Here is an 18,603-nt window from a genome sequence, read left to right as displayed (position 1 = left end):
CGACTATCTTGGAATCGGTTCCAAGCTATTTTTGCCTTATGAATTGTTTCTTTATGGTGAAAATTAATTAGTCACCAATTTTTTACGTCATAAAATGGAAACGGTTCCATCGCGTTGAATTGAAAAATAATGGAACGTGTCACCCGAAATTCAGGGTAAAAAAATAAAATATTCGAACATCTGCTGCACCGAGCCAACAGCGCCGTCAGCAAATCAGGAGACAGTTTTGCCGTTACCAAAGATCGTTATTGTCGCCTCATCTTTTGGCATCGAGTCCGTCATCAAACAAGGCCACGCCACGCTCGTGCCGCTTGCGGTGGCTGCCGGTGCGGATGGTATTGAGATCCGGCGCGAGCTATTTCATGATGCCGTTTGCCATAGCGTTGACGCGCTGCAAGCGCTGGCAAAAACGCTCAATAGTCAACAGTTGTTCGCTGTGTATTCCGCGCCCACACCGTTATTTCTCGACGATGGCGCGCTCAATCTGGATGCACTTTCGGATCTGTTGCGCGAGGCCGAAGCATTAAACGCATCGTCCCTCAAACTCCAACTCGGGCATTTCGCGGGTGACGTTGACGTTAGTGTGTTGCGCGCCACATTGGCGGCCAGCGACGTTGCGTTATTAGTCGAAAACGGACAACTCCAAACCGGTGGACGAATCGCCGACTTCACCAATTTCTTCGCCATTTGTAGTATGGCAAAACTGCCTGTCGGAATGACTTTCGATATAGGCAACTGGATATGGGCGGGCGAAGATCCGCTCCGGGCGGCGCAGCAATTAACTCCCTACGTGCATTACATCCATTGCAAAGGCGTGGAGGGCGAAGGCATGCGGCGTTTTGCGGCCGCGCCCAATGAAGACACGCTGGCTTACTGGCGCAAGTGTCTGGCAGTATTGCCAAAGACCGTCCCGCGTGGAATCGAATACCCGCTGCCTGATCAGGGAATCGGGCCCGCCGCGAAGCAACATGTTGCACAGTTACGGTCGGTTTGACTATGGACGATAAAGGTTATTGAGGGTTATTGCCTTTGGACGTTATTTAATTTAGATGTGATTGCATTAAAAATGCCATATCAGGATTTACGGAGAATGTAATGAAAGAACTTGATGTTGTGACTTATGGCGAAGCCATGACCTTGTTTGTTGCCACCGAACCTGGCGATTTGGGTGACGTCACTTCCTTTGTCAAACGGGCCGCGGGAGCCGAGCTTAACGTCGCTATCGGGTTGGCGCGTTTAGGTTTTAAGGTTGGCTGGGCCAGTCGTGTCGGCGCGGATTCCTTCGGGCGTTTTATCCTCAAGACACTCAACGACGAGAACATCGATACGGGTGCAGTGACCATTGATGACCGTTATCGCACCGGCTTTCAATTAAAGTCGCGCAGCGACGATGGCAGCGATCCGCAAATCGAATACTTCCGTAAGGGTTCGGCGGCCAGTCATTTGTCATTGGCCGACTATAAACCGGAATACTTTGGCGCAGCGCGTCATTTGCATTTATCCGGCGTAGCGCCGGCAATTTCTGAAACCTCATTCGAACTGGCGCTGCATATCGCGCAGGAAATGCGCGCCGCAGGAAAAAGTATCAGCTTCGATCCCAATTTGCGCCCAACCTTATGGGCCTCACGCGATGTGATGATCGCACGCCTGAATAAGCTGGCCGCCTATGCCGACTGGATCATGCCCGGCTTAGAGGAAGGACGGATTTTGACAGGATTGCAAACACCGCGTGAAATTGCAGACTTCTATCTGTCGGGCGGTGCTAAAGGTGTCGTCATCAAGTTAGGTGAAAAAGGTGCCTACGTACGCACCGCCGACCGTGCGTTAACCGTCGAAGCATTGCCGGTCGCAAAGGTAGTCGATACGGTCGGCGCGGGCGACGGTTTTGCGGTCGGCGTGATCAGCGCCCTGCTGGAAGGGCGCGATCTGGCGTTTGCGGTAGAGCGCGGTAACCGTATCGGTGGCATGGCTATTCAAGTCATCGGCGATAGCGAAGGATTGCCCACCCGCGCCAGATTGGATCAGGAAGAGTTGGCGATAATCTGATTTGTTTCGGATGAAGGCTGGATGATTTTTAAGAAGCCGATCTGAATAAAAAAACAAGATTCAACAAGTAATTCAAAAATTAAAATTCACTCTCAACATAGATTCAAAACTAAAGAGAAAATCATGGAGACAAAAACATTAGCAGTACGGCGTTGGTGGTACATCATGCCGATTATATTTATCACATACAGTCTGGCATATCTGGATCGCGCCAATTACGGTTTTGCCGCAGCAGCAGGGATTAACAGCGATCTCGGCGTCTCGCATGGCACGTCATCGTTGATCGGTGCTCTGTTCTTTTTGGGTTATTTCTTCTTCCAGATTCCGGGCGCTATGTATGCTCAGCGCGGAAGTGTCAAGAAATTGATTTTCTGGAGCCTTATTTTGTGGGGCGCGTGCGCTGCGATGACCGGAATGGTCAGCAATATCCCCATGCTGATGGTGATCCGCTTTACGCTTGGCGTGGTCGAGGCAGCGGTGATGCCAGCGATGTTGATTTATATCTGTAACTGGTTCACCAAAACCGAACGCTCACGTGCCAACACGTTTTTGATCTTAGGCAATCCCGTCACGGTGTTGTGGATGTCGGTCTTATCAGGTTATCTGGTCAACAGTTTCGGCTGGCGTCACATGATGATCGCTGAAGGTATACCGGCAGTAATATGGGCGGTTATCTGGTGGTTTGTTGTGCAGGATAAACCGGCTGAATCGACCTGGTTATCACCGCAAGAAAAGGCTGATATTAAAGCCGCGCTGGAGTTGGAGCAAGCGGCGATGAAGCCGGTCCGCAATTATGGTGAGGCATTCAAGTCGCCAGCGGTCATGAAGCTTTGTGCGCAATATTTTTGCTGGAGTATTGGTGTGTATGGCTTCGTATTGTGGCTGCCATCTATCCTTAAAAATGCGTCGTCTATCAGCATGGTCGAAACCGGCTGGTTATCCGCAGTTCCTTATCTGGCGGCGATCATCGCCATGTTGCTGTCGTCATGGGCGTCGGATAAATTGCAGAATCGTAAGCTGTTTGTATGGCCAGCTTTGTTGTTGGCCGCATGTGCTTTTCTGGGTTCGTTCCTGATCGGGACCGGTCACTTTTGGTGGTCTTACACGTTACTGGTGATTGCCGGTGCCGCGATGTATGCGCCTTACGGTCCATTCTTTGCAATTGTTCCCGAGCTTCTCCCTAAGAACGTTGCCGGTGGCGCGATGGCGTTGATTAACAGCATGGGTGCGCTCGGTTCTTTTCTGGGATCGTATGTGGTCGGGTATCTCAATGGCGCAACCGGAAGTCCGTTGGCGTCCTATCTGTTCATGGCAGGTGGTTTGCTGATGTCGGTGTTGCTGATGCTATGGGTAAAACCGCCAGTGGAAGTGGTCGCGCCGCGTCATTTGCAACCGGCAACACGCTAACTATCCAAGGTGAAATACAAGCTATGCAACCAATAATCGTACTCTACAAAAAAGTGCCGGAAGATGTGCTGGCAATGTTGCAAGAGCGCTCTAAAGTACTGCAATTTGACAGCGTCAATGACGGTAATCGGGAGGCGTTCATCGCTGCATTAACCAACGCCGAAGGCATGATCGGTGCGAGTTTAAAAATCGATGCCGCGATCCTTGATGCTGCACCAAAACTGTTGGCGATTTCGACAATCTCGGTCGGGACCGATCAATTCGATGTAGATGATCTGACCCGCCGCAATATCGCGTTGCTGAATACACCAGACGTTCTTACACAAACCACTGCCGACACCGGCTTCGCTTTGATTCTGGCGACTGCACGGCGGGTAGTGGAAATGGCCGATTATGTGCGTGCTGGTGAATGGACGCGTAGTATCGGCGAGGCGTGTTTTGGTACCGACGTGCAAGGGAAAACGTTGGGTATTATCGGGATGGGTCGCATCGGCGGGGCTATCGCCCGACGTGCCGCATGTGGTTTTGGGATGCGGGTGTTGTACACCAACCGCACGCCCAACGTCGCTGCCGAAAAAGCCTACGGAGCGCAACTTACACCGCTCGATGATTTGCTGAAGACCTCCGATTTTGTGTGTGTTACCGTGCCGCTAACGCCCCAAACTGAACGCATGATTGGCGCGCGCGAGTTGGCCTTGATGCCATCCCGGGCTATTCTGGTCAACATTTCACGCGGCAGTATTATCGATGAGTCGGCGTTAATAACCGCTCTGGAAAACGGTCAGCTTCGGGGCGCAGGGCTTGATGTATTTGAGCGCGAGCCGTTGCCGCAAGATTCGCCGTTATTGCGCATGAAAAATGTGGTCGCGCTTCCGCACATCGGTTCGGCTACGCATGAAACACGGCACGCAATGGCGGTCTGCGCAGCGCAAAATTTGATTGATGCTTTGGATGGCAAATATTCAGGGAACATTGTCAATCCAAAACGCTAACCCGACCAATATCTTGATTGACTGTATTGATGACACAACGCCCTCTTCAGTATTTCCACTATTTTTTAAAATGGAAATACTGAAGAGGGCGTCATTTTTTTACCTGTGCAGTGCGCTATCGAGGTGATCCGAAACATTCTGGCGATAGGTTACCGCCAACGCAAACGACATCCATCACGGATGTCGTTTGAAATACTTCTAACCCATTAACCGCAAGCTTTGCCATGATCGGCGTGATAGCCCTTGGTTTTTGCGTCAGCTTCTGACATGTAAGCACCCGCTTTGGTTTTGCCGTAATACTTGGTGTTTTGGCAGTGATACACCTTGGTGCTGGTATTTGCCCACACTAAACCGGGACCGCCACCGGGAGCGACCGCCGAGCTAGCAGTCGACGCTGCGCTTGGGGCAGCCATTGGTTTTGATGCTGGCGCTGGTGTTGCAGCCGGAGTCGCTGCTGGTGTTGTGGCTTTGGTCGCATACCAATCCTTCACGCCTTTATGGCCAGAACATGCACCACTTTTGGTTGCGCCGGAGTAATAAGTGCCATCTTTACATAGGCCGGTGCTTCCTGCGGGAGCGCCTGCCGGTGCCTGGGCATAGCTTCCGGCCGATGTCAGCAAAGCTAAGGCCAAACTTGCGGAGAGTAATAAAGTTTTCATTTTAAGTTCCTATACAGTAAGAAAAGTAAAAAAATCAGGTAAAAAGAGGAAAATGTTAGCCTTCTTGTATGCAACAACTAGCCCGATTTTGTCGATTTACTTTGATGGCGCGGGTTGTGTCGTTGCGGCTTGATTTTTTTGTTCAGCAGCTTTTTTGTTGGCCATATGGCGTCCAACCACACAACCACCAGCCGCACCGAGTACGGCATGGTGGCCCGCCACATGACCGGCAACGCCACCTACTGCAGCACCCTTTAAACAGCCTTTGGCCTCGACTAGTCCAGAGGTTCCGGCAAGGGTGAGTGCACAGGCCAGCACAAAGATAATTTTTGATCGCATGATGACTCCTTTTCGAAAATGTACGTTTGATAGCAATACAGAAACGCGCCTAAAGCCAAACCGGTTGACCCAGAAACAATTGTTTGCAAATACGGCGACTCGGCGTTGCATATAGTTGTCACTGGGAAACGTAATCGACGTTTGTATCGCTTGGCTATTGAGAGTTAAGTTGTGGCTTTCATCGGTGGCCGATGAGCAAGTTGCCCACATTCTTCTAGCGGCGAAACCTCTAATAAATCAGGCTGCCATCACATCTCATTTTTCATTCAATAAAAAACGGCATGACCTGCGCCATCAGCGCTTCGGGTGCTTCTTCCGGAATATAGTGACCGCAGTCGAGGGCCTTGCCGGTGACGTTTTTGGTGAGTAGCTGCCATTCGTTGAGAGGATCGAAACACTTTTCGATGACGCCATGCGCGCCCCACAAAACTAACGTATCGCACTGAATTTTCTTGCCGTCGGCGAGATCCTTACGTTCGTGTTCAAGGTCAATGCTGGCGCTGGCGCGATAGTCTTCGCAAATGCCGTGAATGGTGGCTGGATCACTCAGACAACGCAGGTATTCAGCATACGCCTCCGGCGTAAATGGTCCGAGACCTGCGCTGCGTGCGCCGATGGTGTGCTCTAAATAGGCTTCGGGATGCGCGCCGAGTAGTATTTCGGGAAAGGGAGCGGGCCTGATTAAAAAGAACCAATGATAGTAAGTGCTGGCAAATTCCATCGTAGTTTTTTCATACATTGCCAGCGTCGGCGCAATGTCCAGCAAAACCAGTTTGAGAATCGCATCAGGATGGTCAAGTGCCATACGGTACGCAACGCGTCCGCCGCGGTCATGTCCCATGAGTAAAAATTGCTTGAAACCTAACGTTTTCATTAAGTCAATTTGATCCTGGCCGACGGTGCGCTTGGAATAATTGCTGTGATCAGCCAATCCGACTGGCTTGCCGCTATCGCCGTAGCCGCGCAAATCAGCAGCAATTACGGTGAAGTGTTGCGCAAGTTGTTGTGCCACTTTATGCCAGATCACATGCGTTTGTGGATGGCCGTGCAACAAAAGCAACGCTGGTCCGTTGCCTCCGCGAACATAATTTATGTGCGTACCGTTGACCTCAGCGACGTGACGTTCAAATCCTGTAAACATGGCGTTTCTCCTCTTTATATTTGGATGAATTGTATAGCGCTTCTGTTGTTAATATTTCATTACAATCTGTCTTTAAAAGCCCGAAGTGGAGTGACGCCGAACTTGTTGTCGCATCTTCCCGCACCGCGGCACAACTAAAGGCACACTGACATTAGCTTAACCGGTGTCAGTTAAACCTTTCAGTAACACTGGCAAACGCTATTAGATCATCCAATAGAAACAAAGCAGCTTCAACTTGCATCTTGATAAGTCGCAACCTATACTCGGCGGGTAGCAATAGCTTTAGGTGTTTTGCGTGCAGTCGTGCGTAAAATTAAACGGGAAGTCGGTGCGTGCCCAGGCATTAATCCGACGCTGCCCCCGCAACGGTAAGCGAGTAAAAAGTTTGCAGTACGCCACTGTGCCAACGCATGGGAAGGCGCGAACTTCGAAGTCTGTCAGCAGATTTCACCTCGTGAGCCCGGATACCGGCCTAAAGTGTTATGCAGTTTGTGTCGCGGCGGGCGATTCAGATGGATTGCCTTGCCTTCCTGTGCACCCCGTCTTGTATTTCCTCGTCTTTTGCTGTCGCGCTTTCTGCATTCTTGCTGCACCTTTATGCCTTCCTGGTCACACTCCGTTCTGGTGCGGAGGCCGTGTGCCAGTCATATCGTTGTAAGTTATAAAAAAGGAAGATCGCTATGGCAACATCCTCAACTGGTCTTATTGATCACATTGTTACGGCAGCCCCTGCCGCCACCTGGAAAGATCGCGTTATTCCAGCATTGCTGAGTGCAATAGTCGGTCTATTGCTGGTTTACGCGATGGGGTTTTCTCACAACATGACATTGCATAATGCGGCGCATGACGGTCGTCATTCGGCTGGATTCCCATGTCATTGAGCGGGACTAACACTGGTGGTTTTTTAGCAATAAAGCCGGGGGTTAAGCGCTTTATATCGTCAGTTCTGCTGGCTGGATTATTCGCCGGATTGGTACTCACCGCGGTGCAAAAAATACAAGTAACGCCGATTATTGCTCAGGCGGAAGTTTACGAGGAAGGGGCTGCACATGCGGCTGCAATCAAACCAGCGTCAGCGATAGCAAGCCTGCCTCCAGCGTCATCGGTGTCAACGTTGCCACCTTCCGCGACAGAGCATCATCACGAGGCGCAGGAATGGGAGCCGACCAACGGCATCGAGCGCACGCTTTATACCGTGATGGCAAACGTGACGATGGCGGTCGGTTTTGCACTCTTATTGGGTGCAGCGATTTTGCTACGTGGTGGCATTAGCGGTTGGCAAGAGGGATTGTTGTGGGGACTTGCCGGATATGTCGTCGTATTTGTTGCCCCTTCACTTGGCCTTGCCCCCGAAGTGCCGGGGACGCAAGCTGCGCCATTACTTGACCGGCAATTGTGGTGGACTGCTACAGCGACGCTGACAGCCATTTCTTTGGCTCTCCTCGTTTTTGGGCGTCATTGGTCGTTGAAATTGCTCGCTGTAATGTTGATTTTGACGCCGCATTTATTGGGTGCGCCAGAGCCGCAGATACACGGCGGTGCAGCGCCAGCTGAGTTAGCGAGGGCGTTTATTGTCGCAACAGCGATTGCAAACGGCCTATTTTGGCTTGCTTTGGGAGGCGCTTTCGGCTTTTTGAACCGTCAATTTGGCGACCCCAAAGGCTAAATTTATCGCAAAAAAAGTAGCAGTCGAGCAAGTGTATTACGTAATATTACGTTTTATTTTTGACCGTGATGCAATTAAATGGAACTAGCTGATTGTGGATATGTTTGATGGATCAATTGCTGTTTTTATGTGCAATTTTTGATTCCTCTCATTCTTAACGATCATCATAGTCCTTCTATGAAATAACTGCACTAGCTGTTGTATGTTCCAAAGAAAAGCTTATGAGAACCCATTCCCGACACATTTTTATGTGTACCGGCCCACGTTGTACTGAAGATGGTGTGCGTGCTGAAGCCATGTTCGGCATTCTTGGCGCTGCCATTGATGCACGGCCGGAGTTGCGCGTTAAGCGCACGCGCACCCACTGTATGGTTGCCTGCAAAAATCAAGGCCCGTTGGCGTTGGTCTATCCGGAAGGAATATGGTATCGCTGCGAAGATGCGACCGCTATTGAGCGCATCGTCACCGAGCATCTTGAAAACGGTCATGAAGTGACTGATCTGGTGTTTCATCGACTTGGTAGCGGCGACGTCGTAACAGAGAAAGAAACCGATGTCTGACGCGCCACCTTATTCTCCTGGTTCTGCCATCGCGTTGCTAACGCACACCGCCAATGATTTAACGGTATTGCACAGCGCTAAAAGCCAATTGCCGCAGGATTTTCCGCTCGTGACCGGGATCAACCTGCAAACGCTAGATAAAGAATCTCACATCGCTGATCTGTTGTCGGATGATCTGGCTGGCACGCGGATTATTATTTTGCGTGTGTTGGGACGATTGGGAGGCGTGCCGGGTTTTAACGAACTACTACGCCATGCACGTGACAATGGTTGTTATCTGATTGCCATCAGTGGCACGGGTGAGCCCGATCCTGAACTCGCCGCCGTCTCGACCGTTTCTTCAGCCGTGGCAGAGCAAGCGTTGTCTTATTTTCATGCCGGTGGCAGTGTCAACCTCGCGCAGTTGTTGCGCTACCTTTCGGATCATCTGATGTTGACCGGGTTCGGCTATCTACCAGCGCAACCTTTGCCGGACCATGGCATCTATCACCCCGATCTGGCGGAGGGCGCGACGACAGCCGATTGGATGGCTGTGCACTCGGCGCAGGATAAATGTGACCGGCCGGGTGTTGGCATCGTGTTTTATCGCGCCCATTGGATGAGTGGCAACACGCGCTTTATCGACGCGATGATCGCGGCACTGGAACAACGCGGCATGAACGTTTTGCCGGTGTTTACATCCTCGTTGCGCAGCGGTGCAAATGCTGAGTCCGACTTGCCGACTGCGCTGCGGTATTTCATGGCAGACGGAAAAAGTGGTAAACGGGAAAAAAAATCAGCGCTAATCGATGTCTTGATCAACACCACCGCGTTTGCCATGGGCGAGATTACCCCGGGCGGACCGACTCCCGCCGGATGGTCGGTATCGGTGCTGGAACAACTTAACGTTCCCGTGTTGCAAGCGATCACCAGCGGCATGACGCAAGATCAGTGGCAACAATCTGCGCGGGGTATGAACCCGCTTGATGCAGCGATGAACGTGGTTTTGCCGGAGTTTGATGGCCGTATCATTACGGTCCCCATTTCTTTCAAGACCAAAGCTGCCAGCGCCGCTGGTCAGATGATGGAATATGCACCGGTGCCGGATCGCATCGCCAGAGTGGCGGGACTGGCACAGCGATTTGCGCGCCTGAAACATACGCCAAACGCGAATAAGCGCGTGGCATTTATTTTTACCAATGCCAATAGCAAAGCCGCCCAAATCGGCAACGCGGTCGGCCTTGATGCGCCCGCCTCGTTGATGGCAATTCTGCGGGCTATGCAAGCGCGAGGTTACCAAACGGGGGAGTTGCCGGAGAACGGCACCGCCTTGATTCATGACCTAATTGATCGCTGCGCGTACGACAATACCTATCTCACCGAACAGCAGTTACGCAACGCGGTTGGACGCGTTCCAGCCGCACAATATGCGCAGTGGCTGGCCGATTTGCCGCCAGAAATGCAAGCGCGCATGGTCGCCCAATGGGGCGCAGCACCCGGTGCGGCCTATGTGCACGACGATCACGTAGTGTTGGCAGGAATCGCGTTAGGCAATACCTTTGTCGCATTGCAGCCGCCGCGTGGCTACGGGATGGACCCGGACGCGATCTATCATCAGCCGGACTTACCGCCGACGCATCACTATTACGCGTTGTATCGCTGGCTGCGTGACACATGGCGCGCCGATGCGATCGTCCATGTCGGCAAGCACGGCACGCTGGAATGGTTGCCCGGCAAAGGTGTTGGCTTGTCGGAAAATTGCTTTCCCGATGCGCTGCTCGCGGATATGCCCTTGTTTTACCCGTTCATTATCAACGACCCGGGCGAGGGCGCACAGGCCAAACGGCGCGCGCACGCGGTCGTTGTCGATCACCTGACACCACCGATGACCACCGCCGACACATACGGCGCATTGGCCCAGTTGACGCAATTGGTGGATGAGTATTATCAGGTCGAAGTACTGGACCCCAGCAAGTTGCCGCTGTTGCAGCAACAAATTTGGGAACTGGTCAAACAGACCAATCTCGATTCTGATTTACAGGCAAGATTGCTGCACCACGATCACGATCACGATCATGACCACGACCACGACCACGACCATGGAAACGGCTCACACGATCATCATGATCACCATGATCATGATCATCCCCACGTTCACGACGACAAACTACCCGCCGCGCTCAGCACGTTGGACGGTGCGGGGGTTGCGCATCTGATCGAAGATCTGGATGGTTATCTGTGTGAACTTGGTGCTGCGCAAATTCGCGACGGATTACATATTCTGGGCGAACGACCAGCCGATAATCAGTTAGTAGACATGCTGGTTTCGCTGGTAAGACTACCTAATCAGGATGTGCCGGGCTTGCAGGAAGAAATCGCCAAACTCTTTGGCTTGAGTATGGATATGTTGCTCGACAACAAAGGTCGTCGTCTAAACGCCGATCCCGCGCTGGCACGTTTGGCGCAGTGCGCGATTGTGACCCGCGCCGATGCCTTAGATGCGATTGATGTGTTATGTCGCCAATTGTTTGTAGCATTGCAAGAAAAAGCCTTCTCCACAGACGCCATCGAACCGGTTTTGACCGCGTTATTCGGCGGCGTCGCGGGCGCGGAAGCTGCCACTCAGCCGTTAATGCAACCGACCCTCGTTGTCACTGCGGCACGTCCTTTCAGCATGTTATCTCAGGCAAAAAAGTTTCAGATCAAAAGCAGCGTTGCGCGACCAGCTAACAAGATTGCGCCCGCATCGCTCATCTCATCCCAAACGACTGAGCGCTTTGTAGGATTGCGTCGGGTCATCACCTTCGCCTGTACCAATTTAGTCCCCAATCTGGCCCGTGCGACAGACGAAATCGATAATCTGCTCAATGGTCTCGATGGTGGCTATATTCCGGCCGGTCCGAGTGGATCGCCGACGCGAGGCATGGCGCACATACTGCCGACCGGGCGCAATTTCTATTCCGTCGATCCTCGCAGCGTACCTTCGCAATCGGCCTGGCGCGTGGGTCAGCAACTGGCGAATGAGGTCCTAAGCAGACATCTGCGCGAAACCGGCGCCTATCCCGAAAGTGTCGCCATCAGCATCTGGGGAACCAGCGCGATGCGTACCCATGGCGATGACGTAGCGCAGATTTTGGCGCTGCTTGGCGTGCGTCCGCTGTGGCGTCCGGAAAACCGTCAACTCACTGGCGTCGAGGTGATTCCGCTAGATCAACTCAAGCGCCCTCGTATCGATGTGACGACGCGTATCAGTGGTTTCTTTCGGGATGCGTTTCCGCAGTTGATTACACTCATTGATGACGCGGTGAACGCCGTGTTGATATTGGATGAGCCACTGACGCACAATTTTATCCGCAAACATTATCTGAACGAACTCGACGGCTGGCTCGGCAAGGGCATGCAAGAGACCGAAGCCAAACGGCGCGCTACGTATCGGATTTTCGGTGCCAAACCGGGCAGTTACGGTGCGGGAATTCTGCCGCTTATTCAGGAAAAAAACTGGCAGGCCGATACCGACTTTGCCGAAGCTTACGTCAACTGGGGTGGTTACGCGTATGGGCGTGAGGCGCAAGGGATCGATGAGCGCGACGCCTTCCGTGTGCGTTTATCCGGTGTACAGGTTGCATTGCATAATCAGGATAATCGTGAACACGATATTTTTGACAGTGATGATTACTTACAATTTCACGGCGGCATGATTGCGACCATTCGCGCCCTTACCGGCACGCAGCCCAAGCATTATTTTGGCGATAGTCACGATCCGGCCAGAGCGCAAGTGCGGGACCTGAAAGAAGAAACGCTGCGCGTATTCCGCTCACGGGTAGTGAACCCAAAATGGCTTGCCAGCATACAGCGGCATGGCTATAAAGGTGGTCTGGAACTGACCGCAACCGTTGATTATTTGTTTGGTTACGATGCCACCGCGCAGGTCATGGACGACTGGATGTACGAAGAGGTTGCCAGCACTTACGGCTTCGATCCAACCATGCAACAGTTTTTACAGGAGGCCAATCCATGGGCGCAAAATGCCATCGCCGAACGCCTGTTGGAAGCGGCCAGCCGAGGCATGTGGGCAGCGCCAAAACCGGAAACACTGGACGCATTACGGGAGCTGTATCTGCGCAGCGAAACGCTACTGGAAGCGCGGGGCGAAACCCCGCGTGCTGGCTGATGCCAAAATGAAGTCACATCGAGCTGGGATGTAAGCGTTCATGTGAGCGCGCATTTGAGTGCGTTAGTCCATGTAGAAAGGTCCAGCAACGTTGCTGGATTCGGATAAATAAGTATAGAGCTATGACAATATTGAATTTTCCTTTTTCCGCCATTGTCGACCAACCGCAGTTGAAGACCGCGTTGCTGCTGTGCGCGATCGACCCGACCCTTGGCGGTGTGTTGATTCGCGGCGACAAAGGCACCGCAAAAAGTACCGCCGCACGTGCCTTGCCAGCGATTCTGCCGCGCATTGAGCGGACCGTGGGATGTGCCTTTAACTGCCGCCCCGATGAGCCGTCAAGTTTATGCGATGCGTGTATCGATTCGGCTCGGACAGTTACGTCGGCGAGCGTACCGTTTGTGACCTTGCCGCTGGGTGCAACCGAAGATCGTGTCCTCGGCACGCTGGACTTGCAACGCGCATTGAAGGGCGACGCACGTACTTTTCAACCGGGTTTGCTGGCCGCCGCACATCGTGGAATTCTCTATATTGACGAGGTCAACTTGCTGGCCGATCATCTGGTCGATGTATTGCTTGATGTGGCAGCGATGGGCGTCAATTCGGTACAACGGGAAGGTCTTTCGGTCACGCATCCGGCGCGTCTGACGTTGATTGGCACGATGAATCTGGAGGAGGGAGACTTGCGACCGCAATTGCTGGATCGTTTTGGTCTCATGGTTGAGGTGTTCGCGCCGCGCGACAAAACACTTCGGTCAGAAGTAGTACGGCGTCGTATCCGGTATGAAGCCGATCCGACCGCCTTTTCTACACTCTGGTCGGTACAGCAAACAGCTTTGCTAGCCCAACTCACCGCTGCCCAAAAATTGCTGCCAACGGTCGAAATGAGCGATGCATTACTGGATCTGATCAGCCATCTTTGCTGCGAGTTTGAGGTTGCCAGTTTGCGTGCAGACATTGTTATGCACAAGGCGGCACGTGCATTGGCTGCGCTGGAAGGGCGCACAAGTGTCACGCCCGAGGATATCCGTCAGGCCGCGCAACTGGTATTGCCGCATCGTCGTCGTCGCAAGCCTTTTGAGCAGCCGGGTTTGGATCAAAATAAGCTTGATGAGTTGATGCAACAGACCACGGCACCTGATTTGCCATCGCCATCATCCAACGATGCATCAGAACATAATCCGGATCAGCAGGATGACACGGGAGACGACACGGGAAAATCGAACGACGCCGAACAGCATCAGGTATTTTCCATCGCCGCAGCCGCCAACGCCCGCCAACTCTCGATCTCCGGTATCAATGCCCACGGTGCAGCAGTCGTTGCCGGTCGCCGTAGCGACATTCAAGATGCTTCGCAAGGACGTATGGTGCGCAGTATTCCTGATCCGCATCCGCGTAGTCTGGCGATTGCCGCAACGTTGCGCTCTGCCGCGCTAAGAGATCCGCAAGACTTTCAAGTGACGAAGCAAGATTTGCATGCGCAGGTCCGGGTAGGGAAAACGGCCAATCTTATTTTGTTTGTGGTCGATGCTTCCGGTTCCATGGCAGCACAACGTCGCATGGAGGCACTCAAGGGGGCGGTATTCAGCTTATTGACAGACGCTTATCAGCGCCGCGATGAAGTCGCCGTTATCACTTTTGGCGGCCAGTCCGCGCAATTGTTACTGGCACCGACGCGTGGGATTGATCTTGCTGAAAAGAGTTTGCGTGAACTTCCCACCGGTGGCCGCACGCCTTTACCACACGCTTTGCAGTTGGCTTGCGAACTATTGCACCGACGCGCACAACAAAGCACAGCGGCAACCCCATTGGTGGTGATTCTTAGTGATGGCAAAGCCAACGTTGCGTTAACCACCGGCGGCGATCCATGGCGCGAGACCCTCGAATTGGCCGCACAACTGTTTGATAATGGCATTGCAGCGCTGGTGCTGGACACGGAAGATGGCTATTTGCGTCTGGGCCGAGCGGCGCAATTGGCCGAAGCGTTAGGTGCTGAATGCCTGACGTTGGAGCAACTCACTGCCGATAATCTGGCGTTGACGATTAGGGCGCACATGCAATAAAAAGAGCGTGAAAAATCGTCACCGTCATCGTCATCCTCTTGATGACTGTTTATTTTATTTATGCTGTTTTGTATTGAAAGTTTTTTATGATCATCTGTATCGGCGCCGGTCCCGGCGACATTGGCTATCTCACACAGCGTGGCGCAGAATTGATTCGTGCTGCGGATGTCGTGGCGGGGTTTGATGCGGTCGTTAATGTTATCCAGAGCATCATTCCAGCGACTGCCGAAGTGGTCCTCATGAATTATCGTGATCAGGTCGCGCAACTGGATCTGGTGGCCAAAGCGCATCACGAAGGCAAACGCTGCGTCGTGGTGTTTATGGGCGATATTCACTTTAGCGGTTTTCAGTATCTGGAACGGGTTGAGCGTGCTTGCGGTCATTCTGTGGAGACTTTGCCAGGTATTTCATCGGCACAAATACTGGCTTCGCGTGCGAAGGTTTGTTTTGACGAAACCACGTTCATTACCTTCCATCGACGTGGCGATTTGACGCCGTTCAAGCGTCATCTGGTGCACGTGCTTCAGGATGCGCGCAATGCGATTGTTATTCCGTGTCCATGGGATGCCGCCCGTTCGTTTATGCCGCCGCATATTGCGACTTATTTGCTGGAGCAAGGTATTGATCCACAACATCCAACCGAAGTCTGGGAAAATCTGACACGCGCCGAGGCCGAGTGGCATGGCACGTTGGCAGAATGCGCACACAAGACGTTCAGCGACATGAGTATTATGTTGATACGGACGTTGGCACCGATGGATAGCCAGATCGAAGCGGCACCGGAGGCCAAATGAACCTTGCGCCTCCAGCATCCTCAGTCAGCGGCTTTGGCATCGTCATCGCCGGTCACGGTAGTCGCGATCCCGACGCCGTGCGCGAATTCGAGGCCTTGGTCACGTTGGTTCGCGCACGTGCGCCGCAGCATGCGGTGTCACATGGTTATCTGGAGTTTTCCAGCCCGACTATCGGTGATGCACTTGTTGCGGCAGTCAGTGCCAATGTGGCCGCAGGATCGACGCAGATCGCGGTCGTACCAGCCGTGTTACTGGCTGCGCGCCATGCCAAGAACGACATGCCCGCCGAAGTGCTGGCGATGGCGCGCGATTATCCGGCCATTGATTTTCACTTCGGTGCGCCGTTGAATTTACATCCGCAATTGTTGCAGCTGGCGCAAGAGCGCATCATCGCTGCCGAGGCCACATCCACCCAGACCATCCGTCGATCTGATACGTGTCTGGTGTTGGTGGGGCGCGGCACGACTGATCCTGATGCTAATAGTGAAGTTTCCAAACTGGCGCGGATGCTGGAAGAAGGCATGGGTTTCGGTAGCGCTATGGTGTGCTACTCAGGGACCGCCAAGCCACTTGTTGCGGATGGCCTCCGCGCTGCCGCACAGTTGGGATTCGCACGGCTTGTAGTGCTGCCTTTCTTCTTGTTTGATGGTGTATTGGTGAAGCGTATTTACGCCGCCGTGGACGATCTGCAACACCGCGAGCCGAATGTGGATATCGTGAAAGCCGGGTATTTCGGTGCACATCAACACGTCGCCGATGTCATTATCGAACGGGCGCGTGAGGCGGTCGCAGGCCGCGCCGATATGAACTGTAGCTTGTGCAAATATCGGGTGCAAATTGTTGGCTTTGAAGAGCAAGTCGGCGAACCACAGCGCGCCCACCATTTGCTGGTGCGCGGGTTGCTCGAAAAAGAGCTGCAAACTATGGCGGAGCCGACGACAGCGGTAGCAATGCCGTATGTGCCGCATCCAATTGAAGCCGAAAGTTTTCGCATCATCGCGGCAGGGCGTGACTGGTCGGCATTTCCTGCTGCGCATCTCACGGTGCTACAACGTCTGGTGCATACCAGCGGCGATTTTAATGCGGTCGATGATATTTTTGTGTCGGCGGGTGCGGTTGAAACCGGGATTCGTGCTTTATTGCGCTGCAAGCAAATTGTCACGGATGTGACCATGGTGCAGACCGGATTGAAACGCGCTTTGCTGGAACAGCTCGGTATCGAAACCTGGTGCGGCGTCCATGATCGGGAGACCCATTTACTATCCGCTGCGCAAGGCATCACGCGCTCGGCGGCAGGTATGCGGCGTGCGTTTGAAAAGTTTGGTAATGACATCGTGTTAGCGATTGGTGATGCGCCTACCGCGATCATGGAAGTGACGCGGTTAATTCGTGATCACGGTTGGCGACCACAATTGGTGATTGGTTTACCGGTCGGCTTTGTGGGAACCCGCGAGAGTAAAGAGGATTTGCGCCGCTGTTTGCAAGTGCCACGCATTACGAATAGCGGCACGCGCGGGGGATCGCCGTGGGCCGCAAGCGTGGTCAATGGTCTGATGATCGACGCGCAGAATCAGCTTGCCGGGTATGTACCCGTCTGACGCATCTGCACCGGATGCCGAACGCGCCGAGTTCGATCTCGGCGTGTTGGCACCAAATGGTCTGAAGCGTGGACGCACAACCGGTAGTTGTGCAACGGCGGCAGTCACGGCGGCTTTGCGGTTGATGTTACACGGCGAAAAAGTACAGGAAGTTGACGTTTTTTTGCCAGACGGTAAGCATTTTTTGATCGTGCCGATTATGAACGTTTGCTGGGTTGATGATGACGCGCAAGAAACCGTTCGGGCTGAAGTACTAAAAGATGGTGGCGACGATCCTGATAGCACGCATGGGGCGACAATCTTCGCCGAAGTGCGACGTAATGCGATTGGTGAAGTGCGGTTTTTTGCGGGTGAAGGTGTTGGTACTGCAACACAACCGGGTTTGCGCGTCGCAGTCGGTGAACCGGCGATCAATCCTGTGCCGCGCGCGATGATGCGGCAAGCAGTGGCGATGCAATTGCTAGATTTGGCGAACATCGTCGTAGCGGATGCAGGCTTCGATCTTACCATCGGCTGCATGAACGGCGCAGAGATTGCGCGCAAGACTTTCAATCCCCGATTGGGGATTATCGGTGGCATCTCAATTCTGGGAACCTCCGGCATTGTAGAGCCGATGTCGATGGCGTCCTGGATCGCCTCTATCGAAGTATATGTACGCGTGGCGCTAGCCGGCGATGCAGACAGCGTGGCGTTTTTGCCCGGCAAGATCGGGCGTGAGTTTGCTAAAGACGTATTGGGTTTGCCGGAAAAACGTGCGGTACAGATCGCCAATTTTCTAGGCGACTCACTGGACTTTACGCAAACTGCGCTGGAAGAAGAAGGTCGCCGATTGTCGGTGTTATGGCTAGCTGGACATCCGGGCAAGCTGGCAAAGGTGTTGGATGGTGTCTGGGATACCCATTCCAGTAAAAGCAATATGGCCATGGGCGTAGTGGCACGCGTGGCGGCAGAGCGCGGTTATCCGGCTGCTTTGGTGGAGGAGCTGGCGAACGCCAACACAGTGGAAGCGGCAATGGAACGGTTAAAGGGCGCAGCGACTGCGCATGATGCGCAAGCGTTGTGGATGGATATGGAACGACGGATTGCTGTCTGCGCACAAAGTCGCGTGCCAGCGGTAGATCGGGTCGAAGTGCGCTTGTTTGATTTACACGGCAATGCTTTAGGGCAGCGCGATGCGTGAATGTGGAT

The 18,603-nt window shown here is 53.2% G+C and carries 15 protein-coding genes and 1 riboswitch; of the genes, 12 read left to right on the top strand and 3 right to left on the bottom strand.

Annotated elements, in window-relative coordinates; genetic code table 11:
• Positions 1-226 precede the first annotated feature (226 nt).
• From QN379_RS06520 to QN379_RS06505, 4 genes are all read left to right on the top strand, one after another.
• Positions 227-994, top strand: a complete 768-nt coding sequence (locus QN379_RS06520; protein ID WP_323506287.1) for a sugar phosphate isomerase/epimerase — start codon at positions 227-229, stop codon at positions 992-994.
• A 101-nt stretch (positions 995-1,095) separates the two neighbouring features.
• Entirely contained in the window at positions 1,096-2,046 is a 951-nt protein-coding gene (locus QN379_RS06515) for a sugar kinase (RefSeq protein WP_322234681.1), read from the top strand.
• 123 nt (positions 2,047-2,169) lie between these two features.
• Positions 2,170-3,453, top strand: a complete 1,284-nt coding sequence (locus QN379_RS06510) for an MFS transporter (protein WP_322234683.1) — start codon at positions 2,170-2,172, stop codon at positions 3,451-3,453.
• A 23-nt stretch (positions 3,454-3,476) separates the two neighbouring features.
• Positions 3,477-4,445, top strand: a complete 969-nt coding sequence (locus tag QN379_RS06505) for an NAD(P)-dependent oxidoreductase (RefSeq protein WP_322234685.1) — start codon at positions 3,477-3,479, stop codon at positions 4,443-4,445.
• Between the two features lie 206 nt (positions 4,446-4,651).
• On the opposite strand, the gene QN379_RS06500 is transcribed toward QN379_RS06505, so the two are convergent.
• The 3 genes from QN379_RS06500 to QN379_RS06490 all read right to left on the bottom strand — a co-directional run bounded on the left by QN379_RS06500 (position 4,652) and on the right by QN379_RS06490 (position 6,584).
• Positions 4,652-5,104, bottom strand: a complete 453-nt coding sequence (locus tag QN379_RS06500) for a DUF3761 domain-containing protein (RefSeq protein ID WP_322234687.1) — start codon at positions 5,102-5,104, stop codon at positions 4,652-4,654.
• Between the two features lie 96 nt (positions 5,105-5,200).
• Entirely contained in the window at positions 5,201-5,443 is a 243-nt protein-coding gene (locus QN379_RS06495; protein WP_323506286.1) for a hypothetical protein, read from the bottom strand.
• A gap of 262 nt (positions 5,444-5,705) precedes the next feature.
• Positions 5,706-6,584 (bottom strand): alpha/beta hydrolase, encoded by an 879-nt coding sequence (locus tag QN379_RS06490; RefSeq protein WP_322234691.1) that lies wholly within the window; start codon positions 6,582-6,584, stop codon positions 5,706-5,708.
• Positions 6,585-6,851: 267 nt separating this feature from the next.
• Positions 6,852-7,075, top strand: a riboswitch (cobalamin riboswitch).
• A 189-nt stretch (positions 7,076-7,264) separates the two neighbouring features.
• Here QN379_RS06490 and QN379_RS06485 point away from each other — a divergent pair.
• The 8 genes from QN379_RS06485 (at position 7,265) to cbiD (ending at position 18,595) form a co-directional block, all read left to right on the top strand.
• The gene (locus QN379_RS06485) at positions 7,265-7,465 is read left to right on the top strand and encodes a CbtB domain-containing protein (protein WP_323506285.1); all 201 of its coding nucleotides are present in this window, start codon (positions 7,265-7,267) and stop codon (positions 7,463-7,465) included.
• Positions 7,456-8,250 (top strand): CbtA family protein, encoded by a 795-nt coding sequence (locus QN379_RS06480; RefSeq protein WP_323506284.1) that lies wholly within the window; start codon positions 7,456-7,458, stop codon positions 8,248-8,250. The genes QN379_RS06485 and QN379_RS06480 overlap by 10 nt, the downstream gene beginning before the upstream one ends.
• Before the next feature lie 221 nt (positions 8,251-8,471).
• On the top strand, positions 8,472-8,810 hold the full coding sequence (locus QN379_RS06475) for a ferredoxin (RefSeq protein WP_322234697.1): 339 nt from the start codon (positions 8,472-8,474) through the stop codon (positions 8,808-8,810).
• Positions 8,803-12,960 carry a cobaltochelatase subunit CobN gene (locus QN379_RS06470; RefSeq protein WP_323506283.1) on the top strand — a complete coding sequence of 1,386 codons (4,158 nt, stop codon included), beginning with the start codon at positions 8,803-8,805 and terminating at the stop codon, positions 12,958-12,960. Before QN379_RS06475 ends, QN379_RS06470 begins: the two co-directional genes overlap by 8 nt.
• A 122-nt stretch (positions 12,961-13,082) precedes the next feature.
• Positions 13,083-15,023 (top strand): putative cobaltochelatase, encoded by a 1,941-nt coding sequence (locus QN379_RS06465; protein ID WP_323506282.1) that lies wholly within the window; start codon positions 13,083-13,085, stop codon positions 15,021-15,023.
• Between the two features lie 86 nt (positions 15,024-15,109).
• Positions 15,110-15,817, top strand: a complete 708-nt coding sequence (locus tag QN379_RS06460; protein WP_322234703.1) for a cobalt-precorrin-7 (C(5))-methyltransferase — start codon at positions 15,110-15,112, stop codon at positions 15,815-15,817.
• Positions 15,814-17,415 (top strand): precorrin-8X methylmutase, encoded by a 1,602-nt coding sequence (locus QN379_RS06455; protein ID WP_323506281.1) that lies wholly within the window; start codon positions 15,814-15,816, stop codon positions 17,413-17,415. The genes QN379_RS06460 and QN379_RS06455 overlap by 4 nt, the downstream gene beginning before the upstream one ends.
• The gene (gene cbiD / locus QN379_RS06450; protein WP_323506280.1) at positions 17,402-18,595 is read left to right on the top strand and encodes a cobalt-precorrin-5B (C(1))-methyltransferase CbiD; all 1,194 of its coding nucleotides are present in this window, start codon (positions 17,402-17,404) and stop codon (positions 18,593-18,595) included. The genes QN379_RS06455 and cbiD overlap by 14 nt, the downstream gene beginning before the upstream one ends.
• Positions 18,596-18,603: the final 8 nt, after the last annotated feature.

The sequence above is a fragment of the Glaciimonas sp. Gout2 genome, from assembly GCF_035018905.1.
In the GTDB taxonomy this organism is placed as follows: domain Bacteria; phylum Pseudomonadota; class Gammaproteobacteria; order Burkholderiales; family Burkholderiaceae_D; genus Glaciimonas.
This window is presented reverse-complemented; position numbering and strand designations above follow the sequence as displayed.